The organism is Acinetobacter sp. WC-323 (genome assembly GCF_000314615.1).
Taxonomy (GTDB): domain Bacteria; phylum Pseudomonadota; class Gammaproteobacteria; order Pseudomonadales; family Moraxellaceae; genus Acinetobacter; species Acinetobacter courvalinii.
Window position 1 is genome coordinate 59,469 of record NZ_AMZS01000012.1, and the last position, 16,925, is coordinate 76,393.

Genomic DNA, 16,925 nt, shown 5'->3' on the forward strand with positions numbered 1-16,925 from the left:
TAAATTTTCCATGTCTGTTATTGAGTTGAATTCTTCCCAGGTCAAAGTGTGTGTGGTCTATCACAGCCCTTATGGGCACACGGCCAAAGTTGCGCAATACATTGCTCAGGGCGCAGAGCAGGCAGGTGCCGAAGTGCATCTGTTGTCTGTGGCTGCACCGCAATGGGACTTGCTCGATCAGGCGGATGTGATTGTCATGGGCTGTCCAACCTATATGGGTAGCTTAACTTCTGCCTTGAAACAGTTTATGGAAGATTCCTCCAAACGCTGGTTGGCGCGTACTTGGCAAGGCAAACTGGCTGCCGGTTTTACCAATGGCGGTGGACTCAGCGGTGATAAGCTGGCCGTGTTGCAGCAGATTAATTTATTTGCAATGCAGCATGGCATGTTATGGGCAGGTTTACCGTTTATGCCCACTGGACGTGGTCAATCGGATATTAACCGGATGTCGAGCTTTCTCGGTTTAATGACGCAATCAGACAATGCCAGTGTTGAAGTAACGCCACCCGAAGGTGATCTGGAAACAGCACGCAAGTTTGGCCAATATCTGGCTGAGTTAAGACTCAAACATATGTAAGTTGAAGATCGAAATAAAAAACCTCCATCAATTGGAGGTTTTTTTTATTTGTGCAGGATACGTGCTTTATCACGCTGCCAGTCACGGTCTTTTTCGGTCGCACGCTTGTCATGTAATTGCTTACCTTTTACCAGGGCAATTTCAAGCTTGACCAGATGACCTTTCCAGTAACATGCCAAAGGTACACATGAATAGCCTTTTTGGTTGACTGCACCGAGTAGCTTTTCCAGCTCACGGCGAGACAACAGCAACTTGCGGGTGCGGGTTGCTTCTGGAACCACATGTGTTGATGCAGACAGTAACGGCTGAATTTGTGAACCAAATAAATAAGCTTCACCATTTTTAAAAATGACATAGCTTTCCGTCAGGCTCATACGTCCAGCGCGTAGGGATTTTACTTCCCAGCCTTGGAGGGACATGCCTGCTTCAAATTTTTCTTCGATAAAGTAATCGTGGCGCGCTCTTTTATTTTGAGCAATCGTGCCACCATTATGTTTTTTTACAACTGTTGCTTGCGCCATAATTCAAACTTCCACAATTGCTTCTATTGTGCCGCAAAACGCAATCTTTTTCCAATGTTTAGGAATTTCGCGTTTAGGCTGAAGATTTGTTAAAATACGCACCTTATCTCATTCACTAGAGTACACCGCATGTCTAAAACACGTGTGATTTATCCGGGGACCTTCGATCCAATAACCAATGGACATGTTGATTTGGTTGCAAGAGCATCAAAAATGTTTGATGAAGTTGTGGTTGCCATTGCGATTGGTCATCATAAAAATCCGGTATTTAGTTTAGAAGAGCGTGTTGAATTGGCAAAAGCCTCACTCAGTCATTTGAACAATGTTGAGTTTGTAGGTTTTGATGGCTTACTGGTCAATTTTTTCCGTGAACAGCGTGCGACAGCTGTACTGCGTGGTTTAAGAGCAATTTCAGATTTTGAATATGAATTTCAACTGGCCAATATGAACCGTCAGCTTGATCCACATTTTGAATCGGTATTTTTAACTCCATCTGAGCAATATTCATTTATTTCATCGACACTGGTGAGAGAAATTGCCCGTTTAAAAGGTGATGTAAACAAATTTGTGCCTGCCGTTGTGGTCGAGGCCTTTGAACGTAAACATCAACAAGGTTGGTAACGTGTCTTTATATATTACAGATGAATGCATTAACTGCGATGTCTGTGAACCTGTCTGTCCCAATGACGCCATTTATATGGGTGAGCTGATTTATGAGATTGATCCTGCACTGTGTACAGAGTGTATCGGACATCATGATCAGCCACAGTGTCAGTTATTTTGCCCGGTCGACTGTATTCCGCTAGATCCTCAGCATGTGGAATCGCATGATGAGTTGATGGAGAAATATAAAAAGCTGACTGCGCAAAAAAATGCAAGCAATTAACAGCGAACTTTGGTAAGATGCGCCACGAAGTGGGCCGGACGGTCGCTGCTGTGGAGGTCTCCGTGACTGAAGCAGGGGAGGAAAGTCCGGGCTTCAAAGGGCAAGGTGCCAGGTAACGCCTGGGCGGCGAAAGCCGACGGCAAGTGCAGCAGAGAGTAGACCGCCAATCCCTCCATTCCTCCCTTTAATAAAGGGAGGCTAGGTAGGACTAGGTAAGGGTGAAAGGGTGCGGTAAGAGCGCACCGCGTGTCTGGTAACAGTTCACGGCAAGGTAAACCCCACCTGAAGCAAGACCAAATAGGAATCCTGAGGCACGGCCCGTGCTGGATTCGGGTAGGTCGCTTGAGCGTATGAGTGATTGTACGCCTAGAGGAATGATCGTCCTCGACAGAACCCGGCTTATAGGCCCACTTCTTAAATTTTTTGAAAATTGTGCTTGACGTGTGTAGCGAAAGTTAAGATAATGCGCCCACAGTTTTCGGCTATGTAGCTCAGTTGGTTAGAGCACCGCACTCATAATGCGGGGGTCACAAGTTCAAGTCTCGTCATAGCCACCATTTTATAGACCACGCTCCTGCGTGGTCTCTTTTTATCTACTGTTTTTAAATCGATAACTCTAATCCGACTTTGACCCGATCTAAAACGATCAGTGTCCGATAAGTGCTGACATCCTGATTATCTGCAAAGTGCTTGCGTACCAACGCCTCAAAATGGGATAAGGTATCGGAAATCATAATGATAATAAAAGAAACGCCACCATTGACGAAATAACACTGCTGGATCTCATCGACATGGGCAAAATATTGTTTGGCCCGATCCATCACGATAGAACGGTCTTCTGCTAAACGCACTTCAATAATTGATGTAATTTTTTCGCCAAACTTTTTGGGATTGAGCACGGCACAATTTTTCTCAATCACCTGTTCTTGTTCAAGTCTGGCAATACGCCGTTGTACTGACGCTTGGGAGAGATTGACCAGTTCAGCTATTTTCCGATGTGACATTTTATTATCGTGTTGCAATTGTCTTAAAATTGCATAATCGAACTGATCCAATGAAATGTCTGACACGATTAAATCTCTCATCCTAAGAATAATAAAGCGTAATTTACTCGTATTCTTGCATAAAATTGCAGAATTAAACGGAGATGTGTGAATTAAAATTGCATCTCTATATTACGGGGCATGGTCATGGTCGGACTGGATTCGCGACAAAGCATTGCATTTCTCGCTGCGACATTATCATTGGTGTCTGTACAGATCGGAGCATCAGTGGCCAAAAGCCTGTTTCCGGTTTTAGGTCCAGAAACAGTTGCGTTGGTTCGTCTGGGTATAGCCGCCATTCTTCTCTGTGTTATTTTCAGGCCGTGGCAATTGTTCTATCAGCAGACCAACTGGCGCAATCTGGTGATTTACGGCATGTTTATCAGTGGAATGAATGTATTGGTTTATAAAGCTTTTGCTTATATGTCGGTTGGTCTTGCAATTTCAATTGAAGTTCTTGGTCCGTTGACTGTTGCGATGTTAATGTCCAAGCGTAAGCAGGACCTGCTGTGGGCGGGGTGTGCATTAATTGGAATCGTCATATTGCCATTGGGAGGCGTTAACCAGAATTTTAGTTATCAAGGCATGGGATTGGCATTGGCGGCGGCGATCTGCTGGGGACTGTATATCATCTATGGACGACGAGTCGCTTCTGCGGGTGGTAGTTCTGTCGCCGTCGGAATGTTGGTGGCGGCGTTATGTGCTCTTCCTGTAGGTTTTCAGCATTTAGATTTAGTGGTGAGCTCCTATAAGGTTTTCTTTACCTGCGTATTTGTGTCCTTATTCTCAAGTATGATTCCTTTTTTGCTGGATATTGTGGCGATGAAAAGACTGGCTGCACATGTGTTCGGGATGTTACTCAGCGCTTCACCTGCGATTAGCGCTGTAGCTGCATGGTGTATTTTGGGAGAAGCATTGAATCTTTATCAGATTCTAGCAATTGTCATGATTATGGTGGCGTGCATTGGCTGTTCCTACGCGTCTTATCGGGAAAAACATTAAGCCGAAAAGAAGTATTCAGAGCAATATCGGCTGGAAGATGAGGTGGAAATTGCAATCAGAACAGACTTTGAGTTAAAAATAAACAATTGATAATATCTTTGTGCAAAAACCACGCATATGTCTTCTGTTTTCAAGATCATAGACTTGACCCGTTGCACGTAACACTAGATAATGCGCACACAGTTTACGGCTATGTAGCTCAGTTGGTTAGAGCACCGCACTCATAATGCGGGGGTCACAAGTTCAAGTCTCGTCATAGCCACCATTTTAAAAACCACGCTCCTGCGTGGTTTCTTTTTATCTATATGATTTAAAAATAGTTAATGCCTATATAAGCCTGTAAATAATGTATTTACAGGCTTTATTTTTATAGGTGTTTTTCGATGGCGGCGAGCGTGTCAGCGCTGTCATAGAACGGTTTCAGGATCAGGGTAATGATCGGTTCGAGGACACCGTGCTGGTCTAAAGCGGCCACAACTTTGGGATAAAAACGCACTGCCTCATTCAGCAGGTCGGCCTCTTCCAGTCCAATGGCAGCAAAGACATCGGCTAGACTTTCATCTTTATAGAAATCATAAAAGACTTTGACGCCGTAAAGGATTAAATCCTGTATGAATGCAGACTGGCGTAATTCTTTCCAGTATTCATAAATCATGACAAAGAATTCTTCCACATCCAGTGGCGTGACTTGTTTGGTATATTCTGATAAAGGTTTAGCTTTATTGTCATCCCAGACATTACGCGCCAGACTTTCCAGATCGTCATCAGACAGCAGACTAAGATCGACCAGCTGTTCTTGAATAAACCGGGCAATACTTTCTTCAATTTTCTGTTCAATACGCTGTTGCTGGCGATGTGAAAAGCTTTTTAGTTTTTGTTGCCACTCATATTTACTTTCTGAAATTCTATCATCATCTGACTGAGTAAATAATTTAGGGAGTTTGTTCTGTAAGGTTGTAGTCGCAATGTATTGGCACAATTGCTGAATAGAAGGGCTTTCTTTTAGAAACTGGTTTAAATAATGACGGATATTTTCAAGTTCCAGAAACTTGGACAGCCACATTTCAAACTGGTGGTCTGAAAATACATCTTGTAACTGGGCGGATGACTGTAGTGAAAACACATGCAGTCTTTGTGCGATCTCGCCAATAAATTCCAGTAAGCCTGCACCCAGCTGCATTTCAAATGCATAACGTTTGACCACAGCCTGAATCTGCGCCAATTCGACCACTTCTTTGAGTTGAATATGGGGTGCATGTTGCAGAAAGAGCTGGATAAATTGCTGGAAGAAATCAGCGGAAAGTTGTGTTGTAAGTTGATTTTTATAAAACTTAACTTGCTCAAGCAAAAGTGCTTGAGCAAGTAATTGTGACTTTTCAGAAACAATTTTTTCAGTCATTCGCGGTCCATCCGTTGACGATCGGGTAGCGTCGTTCACGACTGAAAGCACGTGAACTGATCCGCGGCCCAATCGCGCCCTGACGACGCTTGTATTCATTACGATCCACCAGACGAATTACTTTCTCGACTACATCACTTTCATAACCTTTGGCAATGATATCGGCCTGGCTGAGATCTTCTTCTATATAAGCATACAAGATGGCATCAAGTACATCATAAGCAGGTAATGAGTCCTGATCTTTTTGATCTGGACGGAGTTCTGCTGATGGTGGACGGCTAATCACACGTTCTGGGATCACTGGTGTGTCTTCCAGTGTGTTCCGGTATTTTGCCAGTTCAAACACGATCGTTTTGTAGACATCTTTAAGCACCGAGAAACCACCGACCATATCACCATAAAGTGTACAGTAACCGACTGAAATCTCGGATTTGTTGCCTGTCGCAAGAACAAGGTTGCCAAATTTATTAGATAGGCCCATCAGCAGGGTACCACGGGTACGTGCCTGCAGGTTTTCTTCTGTCGCATCCGCAGGGGCATTGCCGAAGAACGGGAACAAGGTTTGCATGAAGCTATTCACGATTGGATGAATTTCGGCAATACCGAAAGTCACGCCCATACGACGTGCCTGCTCAGTCGCATCTTCAACACTCATTTGTGAAGTGTAGGTATACGGCATCATCACGGCCTGGACTTTGTCTGCTCCAATCGCATCAACAGCAATTGCCAGAGTTAATGCTGAATCAATCCCGCCAGATAAACCCAGAATAACCCCAGGGAAACCTGAGCGTTGTACGTAGTCACGGGTTGCCATGACCAATGCTTGATAAATTTCAGCAAAGGTTTCTAAAGCTGGAACTGCTGCAGCTGTCTTGAACTGTTTTTGTTCTGCATCATATTCAGCAAAATGAACAGCTTCCTGGAAACTCGGCGCCTGTAATGCCAGCTCACCGCTATTGTTGCTGACAAAACTGCTGCCATCAAAGATCAGGTCATCCTGTCCACCGACTTGGTTGACATAAACAATATTGAGGTGCAACTGTTTCGCCAATTCATTCAGGGTCTGAATGCGGTGCTGTGGTTTACCCACTTCATAAGGCGAAGCATTCAGTACCAGCACGGTTTCAACATTGAGCTGGCTAAGCTGCTTAACCGTGTTGAGTGACCAGACATCTTCACAAATCAGGACGCCAAATTTATGACCGAGATATTCAAAAACAAGGTGCTGATGGCCTTCCTGGAAGTAACGTTTCTCGTCAAACACACCGTAATTTGGCAGGTTATGTTTGTTATAAATACCTAGTACCTGACCGTCTTTCATCACCGCAGCAGAATTATAACGGTGACCATCTTCAGTCTGATGTACAAAGCCAAATACCATCACGATGTCTTTGACTTCACTTAGCTGGGCAAAAGCTTTTTGAGTACGTTTTTGAAGATTTGGGCGAAGCACTAAATCTTCCGCAGGGTAACCGATGGTTGAAAGTTCTGGAAAGATGATCAAATCAGCCTGTTGTTGTTTCGCTAAATTTGCTTGCTCAATCATCTTTTGAGTATTTGAGTCAACATTGCCAATATGCGGAGAGAACTGAGCAAGGGCAATTTTAAAATTTTTCATTCAAACCTAATCCTAAGTCTTAACAAGTTTTGATACACAAGTTTTTGATTTATATAAGTATAGTTTTTAAAAACGATTGTATATCATGGCGCCAAACATTTTATATCTTAAAGAAAAATGACAAGTTTACTAATATATACTAAATGCGCATTTTTCTGCGTAAAAATAACGAGTTTTTCTGTATGAAAAAGCAACATTTCTCAATGTTTAGGTAGTTATGGTGCATGATTGTGAATAAATTGAATATAACCACATCAAGTTTTTTTCATGTCATCTTCGCCTATTGAGATGACACCCCGGTGACAAGTGCAATAAATTCTAAAATTTCTAATAAAAAGAGCAGCTTTGATAAAGCTATTAAATAATTCAAAAAAATGAGGAACAGCTGTACCTGATAGAAAATAGATTTATTTCAAGCACTTGTTTGGTTTTTGTGTGTTTTATATACCGTTTATCGGGAATATCTTTGCTACACTTGAGTGTACATTTGTGCACTGCTATGATCCTGATTAATGTGAATGGCTATACACTTTGAGCTTACTCAAGTGTATTGCAACACTTAAATCAAGAGGTGGTTGATATGTCAGTTTTATTATTTCCAGTTGTTGCGTTTGCTTTAGCGGTTGTGGTTGGTCGTATCGGTACTGTCATGTTCCGTGAACAAGAGCCACAAGCTTAAATATCAGATTCTCTTTTAAATAACGTGAGGTGAGAGATTATGAGTTCAACGATTTTATTGCCAGTGATCGCTTTAGGTTTAGCGATAGGCTTTGGACGTATGGGTACCATTGTTAAGGATGCAATGCGTGTAGATTTTACAACAGATATGGATGTCGATCATGAACCTGCTAATGAAACTGGCAAAGGCGCAGCTGCATAACACCCGTTGCGATGCTTTAACTTAAAAAGCCCTGTTAGAGAATGACAGGGCTTTTTTTATTTTTTCAGAATAATATTGGGAATTTTCTTGAAGAAGATATCGCGTGCAATATCCCCCTGTTGTTCGATGTTGTAGCTGGAAAAGGCTTTATCGGGTTCGAATTGATATTGATAAGGATCATATGTTTTAAAACTGAGATAGTAGCCCAATTGCAGCATTGCCCCTTTAAAAATGACATGGACCTGTTGCTGAAACTGTAAAACATGGGCCAGCTCATGAATAAAAATCCCTTGTAAGGGGGCAGAGCACTTTGAATAATCCGCACTAAAATATTTTTGATGTACAAATAAATTGCCATTTGGTGCCATAAATATATTTACGGGTTGCCAAGGCAGATAGGGAATATTAAAAACTTTGACCTGTGCATAATCAATCAGGTCACCAAACACAGGACGTGCGATTTCAATCTCGCCAGAGCTTAAGCCGCGATAGTGAAACTGATTCATTTTGAGATGTACGATCAAGTTTGCAATGAACCAGTTGTTTATTTGTCTTAGCGCCTGTTGAAGTGCTTTGATCATCTGAAATTCAAGTATGAAAATTGATAGGATGTATTGAATTCTAAAATAAAAAAACCTCAGTTAGAACTGAGGTTTTACCACAACCAGAATCACCACCGCAAATAAGATCAGGGTCGGCATTTCATTAAAGAAGCGCCAGAACTTATGTGTTTTGTAGTGGGCATTGCCAATCAGTTTTTTACGATAATAACCACACACTAGGTGGTAAATCACCAGAAGACCCACTAGCCCGACCTTGAGGTAAAACCATAAGGCTTCATGATAATGCCGGGTTGCATCACCCCAGTCGACCAGAAAGTGGGCGGTAATTAATGTGGCAATCATGGACGGCCACATAATCCCGCGATACAACTTACGTTCCATCACTTCAAAGCGTTGATGACTGACGGCATCTTCACTCATGGCATGATAAACATAAAGGCGTGGTAAGTAGAACAAAGCAGCGAACCAGCAAACCACAGCAATAATATGTAATGCTTTTACCCACAAGAAAGCATCAGAAGGTGCATCCATCGATAATCCTGCTAAGCGGGATTATGCATCCCACTTCTTGAAAATAAGGCAGGCGTTTACACCGCCAAAACCAAAACTGTTACTCATGACAGTATTCAGTTTTGCATCACGTTTTTCAAGTACAATATCGAAACCTTGTGCACCTTCATCCAGCTCGGTTACGTTGATGTTCGGTGCAATAAAGTCATTTTGCATCATCAATACAGAATAAATTGCTTCCTGAACACCTGCAGCACCCAAGCTATGGCCAGTCATCGACTTGGTTGAGCTGAGTGGTGGAACCTGACCTTCACCAAATGCACGTTCCATCGCTTTCAGCTCAGTCACGTCACCTGCCGGTGTTGAAGTACCGTGAGTATTGACATAGTCAATCTGCTCGACGCCATGCTGCTTTGCTTCATCCAGTGCCATGATGATACAGCGTGTTGCGCCTTCACCACTTGGTGCAACCATGTCGGCACCGTCACTATTTGCTGCATAACCAATCACTTCGGCAAGGATATTGGCACCACGTGCCTGCGCATGTTCAAGTGATTCAAGTACGACGAAACCGCCACCGCCAGCAATCACGAAACCGTCACGGTCTTTTGAATATGGACGTGAGGCAGTTTCCGGGGTGTCATTATATTTTGAACACAATGCACCCATCGCATCAAACAGCAAGCTTTGTGACCAGTGATCTTCTTCACCACCACCCGCAAGCATGAGATCCTGTTTACCCAATTGAATCAGGTTATAAGCATAACCAATTGCATCGGCAGAAGTTGCACATGCACTGGTAATCGAATGCGCCACACCTTGAAGTTTAAAGGCAACACCAACGTTTGCAGTAATGGTATTTGACATGTTACGCGGCACGAAGAAAGGACCAATTTTACGTGCACCTTTTTCTTCTAGCAGTTTGATCATTTCTGCAACAGAGGCAGTTGAGTTACCACCAGAACCACCAGCAATACCGTAGCGTGGATTATTTGCCAAATCTTCTTGTTTTAGTCCTGCATGCTCAACTGCTGCGACTGCCGCGTTATAGGCATACATGGCACAGACGCCCATAAAACGTTTCAGTTTGCGGTCAATGCCATCAAAATCCTGTTCAGCTGCAGCGCTAACATGGCTCTTGAAATTCAGTTCTGCATAAGTTGGGTTTAAACGTGTGCCTGAGATTCCATTTTTTAAAGAATGAGTGACCTCTTCTAAAGAGTTACCGATACATGAGTTAATGCCCATACCAGTGATTACAACACGTTTCATTTACAGATCCCTTTTATGGTAATACTTAAGCCCTGTGCATCTCGCTATGAATACAAATCAGGAGAAAATAACGATTAGAATGGCTTATGAGTGAATGACACCATGATAGCAGAAAGGTTTTTTATTTCTTATGGCAAATCTTATGCCTATTTCTAGTTGTGTAAATATTCGTAAATATTGCAGTTCTGGTGACGAAACGTAATGAAAGTACACACATAAAAGTTGAGATAAATCTGCATTCAACCTAGTATTTACCTAGAAATTCACATATTACACAACAGAGGTTCTTGATGACAAAATCTAAAAACAAGCAATCTTCAGGTTTATTTGCACAAGCCTTTGGAGTGGCTAAAAAGCTCAGTTCTGAATTACAAAAATTTCAAGTAGCGCCAATTACATCTGGGGCGGAACTTGCAAACACTTCCAAGACGGTTGAAGGAAAAGCTCGTTTTAAAAGCCCGTTTGAAGTGGAGAAATATGAAAGTCCACAACAAATGTTACGTCAGCAATTTCCTAAACTTTCACATCAGTTTCTAGGTCGTCATTACACACGTGTGAACAGTATCGCATCTTTCGTATCGCCTGATCTGGGAGAAAAAGTCTCTGACTATTTATTCCAGTGGCTGAACGAGTTCAGTTCGAATAGTTCCCTGACTGAAAAGATCCTTGAAGAAGCAGGGGTGAAGGATATCATCGAGCTCACCAAAGATACAGGTCGTTCCCAACGTTTGAGTCAGGCGTTGATTGAACAAAACAAATTGCTGGCCGCAGTTCAGGGTGCGGTCACAGGGGCAACAGGTGTATGGGGTGCAGCCATCGATATTCCTGCATCAATTGTTTTGACCTTGCGAACCATTTATCAGACAGGACGTTCCCATGGCTTTGATTTGTCAGAAGAGGCGGATCAAGAGATTGTGGCATTTATCTTCAAGGAAATTGACCTGAGTCTGGTGGCAGAAAAACAAACCCTGCTGGTGGCCTTGAAAGCCTTAAAGTCAATGCTGGAAACACACGACCTGCAACAGTTTCAGCAATTACTCGGATCGAATAATGATTTTGATTTGGTCAAGAAGTGGCTGGTAGATGAACAAGGACAATTTAAATTTGGCTGGTTAAACCGTGTTCCTCAAGTTTCTGTGGTCGGTAAGCTAACGCCTGTTGCCGGGGCTGTCTTGAGCGGTTTTTATAGCTGGAGATTGCTGGAAGATGTCGGGCACAAATCACAAGCTATTTTTGGTGCAGCGCGTTTCTATTTAAATGAGCACCCGGATGAAAACATTTCTCCACTGGAAGCCTACTATAAAGCTGAGACTTTATTGAAAAAGGCAGCACCGCGCTTGTTAAATGCAAGTGGGGAAGAGGTTAAGCAGGGTGTGATTTCAGATGCACCAAAAAATGATGTCATTAGCAGTGTTTCAATTCAGGCCAAAGATAGTGATGTTGCCAAAACGCCGGTTGATGAGAGGGTAGAGCAAGGAATTCAACAGCTTGCAGAACAGCATGTGGCTGAACATGAACATACTGAACAGCAACCTGCGTTGAAGACAGAACAGGATCGGGAGGGGGCTGAGGTTGCCACTGAACAGAAGCCGGATAATGTAGAGCCTGCTGCTACGCAGACTACAGCTTCAGATACGCCAAAGAATGATGTGATTGCCAAGGTTTCGATCCAGGCAAAAGACACGGATGCAGTCAAACCGCCAGTGGATGAAAAAGTAGAGGAAGGAATTCAACAACTTGCAGAGCAGCATGTGGTTGAGCATGAGCATACTGAACAGCAACCCGCATTGAAGGCAGAACAGGAAGAGATTTTCGATGAAGCTGAAGCGCAAGTTGCGCCTGAGCAGAAATCAATTGATGTCGAACCTGCTTCAACAAAACATAGCTAATTATAGGCTGATGTCTTAGACATCAAAACATAACAAACCCAAGAAATGGTCAGCACTAACAATGTTGACCATTTTTACTTCTTAGCTTACAATTATGTGCCCTTAAAAAGAGGTCGTTTTCTTTTTTTAAGGTTGTTTAATAACGGGAGAATTGCCAAATGGCAACAACAAATCAGTTGATCCGTAAGGGTCGTACGACTTTGATTGAAAAATCAAAAGTTCCTGCGTTGAAGGCTTGTCCACAACGTCGTGGTGTATGTACACGTGTTTATACTACTACACCTAAAAAACCTAACTCAGCAATGCGTAAGGTTTGCCGTGTTCGCTTAACTTCAGGTTTTGAAGTATCTAGCTATATCGGTGGTGAAGGCCATAACCTACAAGAGCACAGTGTTGTTCTTATCCGTGGTGGTCGTGTTAAAGACTTACCAGGTGTACGTTACCATACCGTTCGTGGTTCTTTAGACTGTGCTGGCGTTAAAGATCGTAACCAGTCACGTTCTAAATACGGTGCTAAGCGTCCTAAGAAGTAATTCTAGGAAACTAGCCCAAGCAACCCTTTAGCGTTTCGCTTGTTTGAATTCTTCATAGATTTGTAATTCAAGCGACGTATAGTAAGGCCAGCGTCGTGTACATGACACTTGTACAAACTGCTGGATTATCCTGAAGTGTCATATTATTAGGTGTATTAAAATGCCAAGACGTCGCGTAGTCGCTGCTCGTGAGATCCTTCCAGATCCAAAATTTAGCAGCCAAACAATCGCTAAATTCATGAACCACGTAATGCAAGATGGTAAAAAATCTATTGCTGAAAGTATCGTTTACGGTGCTTTAGACCGCGTTCAAGAAAAAAACAAAGTAGACCCAGTTGAGTTTTTCGAGACTACTCTTGAAAAAGTTCGTCCTATGGTTGAAGTAAAAGCACGCCGTGTTGGTGGTGCTACTTATCAAGTACCTATGGAAGTACGCCCATCCCGTCGTACTGCTCTAGCGATGCGTTGGTTAGTAGATGCTGCTGCTAAGCGTTCTGAAAAAACGATGGCTTTACGTCTTGCTGGTGAGTTGCTTGATGCAGCTGAAGGTAAAGGTGCAGCGATCAAAAAACGTGAAGACGTGCATCGTATGGCTGAAGCCAACAAAGCCTTCTCTCACTACCGTTTCTAAGCGGATAAAACAGTCCCTAATCAGGAGAATATTCATGCGTACCGCAGCTCGATTCAACATCGCTCTCTATCAAAGTGGAGGCTTTGCGGGTATTTAAGTTGCCTGCTTGGATATTCGTGCGCATCAATTTAATTGATGCGTCCTGTTTTAAATATAACATTTAGGAATGTAGACATCATGGCTCGCCAAACCCCAATTAGTAACTACCGTAATATCGGTATTTCTGCGCACATTGACGCAGGTAAAACAACTACAACAGAACGTATTTTGTTCTACACAGGTGTATCTCACAAAATTGGTGAAGTACACGACGGTGCAGCAACAATGGACTGGATGGAACAAGAGCAAGAGCGTGGTATTACAATTACCTCTGCTGCTACAACTTGTTTCTGGTCTGGTATGGCTAACCAATTCCAACAACACCGTATCAACGTAATTGATACACCGGGACACGTAGACTTCACAATCGAAGTTGAACGTTCTATGCGTGTTCTTGACGGTGCGTGCATGGTTTACTGTGCAGTTGGTGGCGTACAACCTCAGTCTGAAACTGTATGGCGTCAGGCAAACAAATATAAAGTGCCTCGTTTAGCATTCGTGAACAAGATGGACCGTACTGGTGCAAACTTCTTCCGTGCTGTTGAGCAAGTTAAAACTCGTTTAGGTGGTAATCCTGTACCTATCGTTGTGCCAATCGGTGCTGAAGATACATTTACAGGTGTAGTTGACCTCATCGAAATGAAAGCGATTATCTGGGATGAAGCATCTCAAGGTATGAAGTTCGAATACGGTGATATTCCTGCTGACCTCGTTGAAACTTCAAACGAATGGCGTACTAAGATGGTTGAAGCTGCGGCTGAAGCATCTGAAGAGTTAATGGACAAGTATCTGGAAGAAGGCGATCTTTCTAAAGAAGAAATCATCGCTGGCTTACGTGCTCGTACATTGGCATCTGAAATTCAAGTTATGCTTTGTGGTTCTGCGTTCAAGAACAAAGGTGTTCAACGTATGTTGGATGCTGTAATTCAATTCTTGCCTTCTCCTACAGAAGTTAAAGCAATTGAAGGTATCCTTGACGACAAAGACGAAACTAAAGCGTCTCGTGAAGCATCTGACGAAGCTCCGTTCTCTGCGCTTGCGTTCAAAATCATGAACGACAAGTTCGTAGGTAACTTAACATTCGTACGTGTTTACTCTGGTGTTCTTAAACAAGGTGATCCGGTTTATAACCCAGTTAAATCTAAGCGTGAACGTATCGGTCGTATCGTGCAAATGCATGCGAACGAACGTCAAGATCTTGATGAAATCCGTGCAGGTGATATCGCAGCGTGTGTAGGTCTTAAAGACGTTACTACGGGTGATACATTATGTGATGAGAAAAACATCATTACACTTGAGCGTATGGAATTCCCAGAGCCAGTAATTTCATTGGCTGTTGAACCAAAAACTAAAGCTGACCAAGAAAAAATGTCAATCGCTTTAGGTCGTTTGGCGAAAGAAGATCCATCGTTCCGCGTTCGTACAGACGAAGAATCTGGTCAAACAATTATTGCTGGTATGGGTGAGCTTCACCTTGACATCATCGTTGACCGTATGAAGCGTGAGTTCAGCGTTGAAGCGAACATTGGTAAACCAATGGTTGCTTACCGTGAAACCATCAAAAAGTCTGTTGAACAAGAAGGTAAGTTTGTTCGTCAAACAGGTGGTAAAGGTAAATTCGGTCATGTATATGTTCGTTTAGAGCCTATGGATGTTGAAGAAGCTGGTAAAGAATACGAATTCGCTGAAGAAGTTGTCGGCGGTACTGTACCTAAAGAATTCTTTGGTGCGGTTGACAAAGGTATTCAAGAACGTATGAAGAATGGTGTATTGGCTGGTTACCCTGTTGTGGGTATCAAAGCGACATTATTCGACGGTTCTTACCACGATGTCGACTCTGATGAATTGTCGTTCAAAATGGCAGGTTCATACGCTTTCCGTGACGGTTTCATGAAAGCAGATCCTATCCTTCTTGAACCAATCATGAAAGTTGAAGTAGAAACTCCAGAAGACTACATGGGCGATATCATGGGTGACTTAAACCGTCGTCGTGGTATGGTTCAGGGTATGGACGATCTTCCTGGCGGAACAAAAGCAATTAAAGCAGAAGTTCCACTTGCTGAGATGTTTGGTTACGCGACTCAAATGCGTTCTATGTCTCAAGGTCGCGCGACTTACTCTATGGAATTCGCTAAATACGCTGAAACTCCACGTAACGTGGCGGAAGGCATCATCGCTAAGTTCCAAGCTGGCGGTAAAAAAGGTGACGACGAGTAATCTTTCGATTACTATATTACCCAACTAAAATTTAGTTAAAAAACCAAGTGCTCATGGGCGACCCTCATGAGCAGTTTATAAAGGAAGATCATCATGGCTAAAGCCAAGTTTGAACGTAACAAACCACACGTAAACGTGGGTACAATTGGTCACGTTGACCATGGTAAAACAACTTTAACTGCTGCGATTGCAACGATCTGTGCAAAAACTTACGGCGGTGAAGCGAAAGATTACTCACAAATCGACTCAGCTCCTGAAGAAAAAGCACGTGGTATTACAATTAATACATCACACGTAGAATACGATTCTCCAATCCGTCACTACGCTCACGTAGACTGCCCGGGCCACGCCGATTATGTTAAAAACATGATTACTGGTGCTGCTCAGATGGACGGCGCGATCCTTGTATGTGCTGCGACTGATGGTCCAATGCCACAAACTCGTGCACACATCCTTCTTTCACGTCAGGTTGGCGTACCTTACATCGTTGTATTCTTGAACAAGTGTGACCTTGTTGATGACGAAGAATTACTTGAATTAGTAGAAATGGAAGTTCGTGAACTTCTTTCTACTTATGACTTCCCGGTGATGAACTCCAGTTATCCGTGGTTCAGCGCTTAAAGCGTTGGAAGGTGATGCTGGTCAATATGGCGAATCAGCAGTTATCGCTCTTGTTGAAGCGCTTGACTCTTACATTCCAGAACCAGAACGTGCAATCGACAAAGCATTCTTGATGCCAATCGAAGACGTATTCTCAATTTCTGGTCGTGGTACTGTAGTAACAGGCCGTGTAGAAGCTGGTATCGTTAAAGTTGGTGAAGAAGTCGAGATCGTTGGTATTAAAGATACAGTTAAAACAACTGTAACTGGCGTAGAAATGTTCCGTAAACTTCTTGACGAAGGCCGTGCAGGTGAGAACTGTGGTATCTTGCTTCGTGGTACTAAGCGTGAAGACGTACAACGTGGTCAAGTACTTGCTAAACCAGGTACAATCAAGCCGCACACTAAATTCGATGCAGAAGTATACGTACTTTCTAAAGAAGAAGGTGGTCGTCACACTCCATTCCTTAACGGTTACCGTCCACAGTTCTACTTCCGTACAACTGACGTAACTGGCGCGATCAAATTACAAGATGGCGTAGAAATGGTAATGCCTGGTGACAACGTAGAAATGTCAGTAGAGTTAATCCACCCGATCGCAATGGACCCAGGTCTACGTTTTGCGATCCGTGAAGGTGGTCGTACTGTAGGTGCTGGTGTTGTTGCTAAAGTAACTGCATAAGCG

At 43.1% G+C, this 16,925-nt stretch carries 16 protein-coding genes, 2 tRNA genes, 1 other RNA gene and 1 pseudogene; 13 read left to right on the forward strand and 7 right to left on the reverse strand.

All coding sequences use genetic code 11. The annotated features are described in order from the left end of the window. Positions 1 to 10: 10 nt before the first annotated feature. The gene (locus ACINWC323_RS17170; protein ID WP_032880900.1) at positions 11 to 577 is read left to right on the forward strand and encodes a flavodoxin family protein; all 567 of its coding nucleotides are present in this window, start codon (positions 11 to 13) and stop codon (positions 575 to 577) included. Positions 578 to 621: 44 nt separating this feature from the next. On the opposite strand, the gene smpB is transcribed toward ACINWC323_RS17170, so the two are convergent. After that, positions 622 to 1,098 (reverse strand): SsrA-binding protein SmpB, encoded by a 477-nt coding sequence (gene smpB / locus ACINWC323_RS17165; protein WP_005229036.1) that lies wholly within the window; start codon positions 1,096 to 1,098, stop codon positions 622 to 624. A 129-nt stretch (positions 1,099 to 1,227) separates the two neighbouring features. On the opposite strand from smpB, the gene coaD reads away from it, so the two are divergent. The 4 genes from coaD to ACINWC323_RS17155 all read left to right on the forward strand — a co-directional run bounded on the left by coaD (position 1,228) and on the right by ACINWC323_RS17155 (position 2,541). Next, on the forward strand, positions 1,228 to 1,719 hold the full coding sequence (gene coaD / locus ACINWC323_RS17160) for a pantetheine-phosphate adenylyltransferase (protein WP_004770918.1): 492 nt from the start codon (positions 1,228 to 1,230) through the stop codon (positions 1,717 to 1,719). 1 nt (position 1,720) lies between these two features. Continuing rightward, complete coding sequence (locus tag ACINWC323_RS0118650; RefSeq protein ID WP_005229038.1) at positions 1,721 to 1,984, forward strand: YfhL family 4Fe-4S dicluster ferredoxin; 264 nt, start codon at positions 1,721 to 1,723, stop codon at positions 1,982 to 1,984. Positions 1,985 to 2,010: 26 nt separating this feature from the next. Further along, positions 2,011 to 2,402, forward strand: an RNA gene (rnpB, locus tag ACINWC323_RS19480) — RNase P RNA component class A. Between the two features lie 62 nt (positions 2,403 to 2,464). Further along, a tRNA-Met gene (locus ACINWC323_RS17155) sits at positions 2,465 to 2,541 on the forward strand. A 45-nt stretch (positions 2,542 to 2,586) separates the two neighbouring features. Here ACINWC323_RS17155 and ACINWC323_RS17150 read toward each other — a convergent pair. Then, complete coding sequence (locus tag ACINWC323_RS17150; RefSeq protein WP_009507109.1) at positions 2,587 to 3,054, reverse strand: Lrp/AsnC family transcriptional regulator; 468 nt, start codon at positions 3,052 to 3,054, stop codon at positions 2,587 to 2,589. A 120-nt stretch (positions 3,055 to 3,174) separates the two neighbouring features. Between ACINWC323_RS17150 and ACINWC323_RS17145 the strand changes: the two genes are divergently transcribed. Then, positions 3,175 to 4,029, forward strand: a complete 855-nt coding sequence (locus ACINWC323_RS17145) for an EamA family transporter (protein ID WP_032880905.1) — start codon at positions 3,175 to 3,177, stop codon at positions 4,027 to 4,029. A 188-nt stretch (positions 4,030 to 4,217) separates the two neighbouring features. Next, positions 4,218 to 4,294: transfer RNA gene (locus ACINWC323_RS17140), tRNA-Met, on the forward strand. 102 nt (positions 4,295 to 4,396) lie between these two features. Here the strand turns inward: ACINWC323_RS17140 and ACINWC323_RS17135 are convergent. Further along, on the reverse strand, positions 4,397 to 5,428 hold the full coding sequence (locus ACINWC323_RS17135) for a hypothetical protein (RefSeq protein WP_009507138.1): 1,032 nt from the start codon (positions 5,426 to 5,428) through the stop codon (positions 4,397 to 4,399). Then, positions 5,421 to 7,046 carry an NAD+ synthase gene (locus ACINWC323_RS17130; RefSeq protein ID WP_009507083.1) on the reverse strand — a complete coding sequence of 542 codons (1,626 nt, stop codon included), beginning with the start codon at positions 7,044 to 7,046 and terminating at the stop codon, positions 5,421 to 5,423. Before ACINWC323_RS17130 ends, ACINWC323_RS17135 begins: the two co-directional genes overlap by 8 nt. Before the next feature lie 718 nt (positions 7,047 to 7,764). On the opposite strand from ACINWC323_RS17130, the gene ACINWC323_RS20200 reads away from it, so the two are divergent. Continuing rightward, on the forward strand, positions 7,765 to 7,926 hold the full coding sequence (locus tag ACINWC323_RS20200) for a hypothetical protein (RefSeq protein WP_009507066.1): 162 nt from the start codon (positions 7,765 to 7,767) through the stop codon (positions 7,924 to 7,926). 56 nt (positions 7,927 to 7,982) lie between these two features. Here the strand turns inward: ACINWC323_RS20200 and ACINWC323_RS17125 are convergent, their stop codons facing one another. The 3 genes from ACINWC323_RS17125 to ACINWC323_RS17115 are packed head-to-tail and all read right to left on the reverse strand — an operon-like array spanning position 7,983 to position 10,271. Next, complete coding sequence (locus tag ACINWC323_RS17125; RefSeq protein WP_009507034.1) at positions 7,983 to 8,507, reverse strand: hypothetical protein; 525 nt, start codon at positions 8,505 to 8,507, stop codon at positions 7,983 to 7,985. Between the two features lie 60 nt (positions 8,508 to 8,567). After that, positions 8,568 to 9,020, reverse strand: a complete 453-nt coding sequence (locus tag ACINWC323_RS17120; RefSeq protein WP_005229045.1) for a CopD family protein — start codon at positions 9,018 to 9,020, stop codon at positions 8,568 to 8,570. Positions 9,021 to 9,041: 21 nt separating this feature from the next. Continuing rightward, entirely contained in the window at positions 9,042 to 10,271 is a 1,230-nt protein-coding gene (locus tag ACINWC323_RS17115; protein WP_004805136.1) for a beta-ketoacyl-ACP synthase II, read from the reverse strand. Positions 10,272 to 10,561: 290 nt separating this feature from the next. On the opposite strand from ACINWC323_RS17115, the gene ACINWC323_RS17110 reads away from it, so the two are divergent. The 5 genes and pseudogenes from ACINWC323_RS17110 to tuf all read left to right on the forward strand — a co-directional run bounded on the left by ACINWC323_RS17110 (position 10,562) and on the right by tuf (position 16,922). Beyond that, a complete protein-coding gene (locus tag ACINWC323_RS17110; RefSeq protein WP_009507089.1) occupies positions 10,562 to 12,160 on the forward strand; it encodes an EcsC family protein in 1,599 nt (532 codons plus the stop codon). A gap of 158 nt (positions 12,161 to 12,318) precedes the next feature. Further along, complete coding sequence (rpsL, locus tag ACINWC323_RS17105) at positions 12,319 to 12,693, forward strand: 30S ribosomal protein S12 (protein WP_004638184.1); 375 nt, start codon at positions 12,319 to 12,321, stop codon at positions 12,691 to 12,693. Positions 12,694 to 12,853: 160 nt separating this feature from the next. Beyond that, on the forward strand, positions 12,854 to 13,324 hold the full coding sequence (rpsG, locus tag ACINWC323_RS17100; protein WP_004655203.1) for a 30S ribosomal protein S7: 471 nt from the start codon (positions 12,854 to 12,856) through the stop codon (positions 13,322 to 13,324). 177 nt (positions 13,325 to 13,501) lie between these two features. Beyond that, positions 13,502 to 15,640, forward strand: a complete 2,139-nt coding sequence (gene fusA / locus ACINWC323_RS17095; RefSeq protein ID WP_005229047.1) for an elongation factor G — start codon at positions 13,502 to 13,504, stop codon at positions 15,638 to 15,640. A 93-nt stretch (positions 15,641 to 15,733) separates the two neighbouring features. Further along, positions 15,734 to 16,922, forward strand: a pseudogene (tuf, locus tag ACINWC323_RS0118655) (elongation factor Tu). Positions 16,923 to 16,925: the final 3 nt, after the last annotated feature.

What these genes read in the sequence shown, in the direction of transcription:
- ACINWC323_RS17170 (WP_032880900.1), top strand. Translation starts at nt 11, where the DNA reads ATGTCTGTTATTGAGTTGAATTCTTCCCAGGTCAAAGTGTGTGTGGTC.
- smpB (WP_005229036.1), bottom strand. Translation starts at nt 1,098, where the DNA reads ATGGCGCAAGCAACAGTTGTAAAAAAACATAATGGTGGCACGATTGCT.
- coaD (WP_004770918.1), top strand. Translation starts at nt 1,228, where the DNA reads ATGTCTAAAACACGTGTGATTTATCCGGGGACCTTCGATCCAATAACC.
- ACINWC323_RS17145 (WP_032880905.1), top strand. Translation starts at nt 3,175, where the DNA reads ATGGTCGGACTGGATTCGCGACAAAGCATTGCATTTCTCGCTGCGACA.
- ACINWC323_RS17135 (WP_009507138.1), bottom strand. Translation starts at nt 5,428, where the DNA reads ATGACTGAAAAAATTGTTTCTGAAAAGTCACAATTACTTGCTCAAGCA.
- ACINWC323_RS17130 (WP_009507083.1), bottom strand. Translation starts at nt 7,046, where the DNA reads ATGAAAAATTTTAAAATTGCCCTTGCTCAGTTCTCTCCGCATATTGGC.
- ACINWC323_RS20200 (WP_009507066.1), top strand. Translation starts at nt 7,765, where the DNA reads ATGAGTTCAACGATTTTATTGCCAGTGATCGCTTTAGGTTTAGCGATA.
- ACINWC323_RS17125 (WP_009507034.1), bottom strand. Translation starts at nt 8,507, where the DNA reads ATGATCAAAGCACTTCAACAGGCGCTAAGACAAATAAACAACTGGTTC.
- ACINWC323_RS17120 (WP_005229045.1), bottom strand. Translation starts at nt 9,020, where the DNA reads ATGGATGCACCTTCTGATGCTTTCTTGTGGGTAAAAGCATTACATATT.
- ACINWC323_RS17115 (WP_004805136.1), bottom strand. Translation starts at nt 10,271, where the DNA reads ATGAAACGTGTTGTAATCACTGGTATGGGCATTAACTCATGTATCGGT.
- ACINWC323_RS17110 (WP_009507089.1), top strand. Translation starts at nt 10,562, where the DNA reads ATGACAAAATCTAAAAACAAGCAATCTTCAGGTTTATTTGCACAAGCC.
- rpsL (WP_004638184.1), top strand. Translation starts at nt 12,319, where the DNA reads ATGGCAACAACAAATCAGTTGATCCGTAAGGGTCGTACGACTTTGATT.
- rpsG (WP_004655203.1), top strand. Translation starts at nt 12,854, where the DNA reads ATGCCAAGACGTCGCGTAGTCGCTGCTCGTGAGATCCTTCCAGATCCA.
- fusA (WP_005229047.1), top strand. Translation starts at nt 13,502, where the DNA reads ATGGCTCGCCAAACCCCAATTAGTAACTACCGTAATATCGGTATTTCT.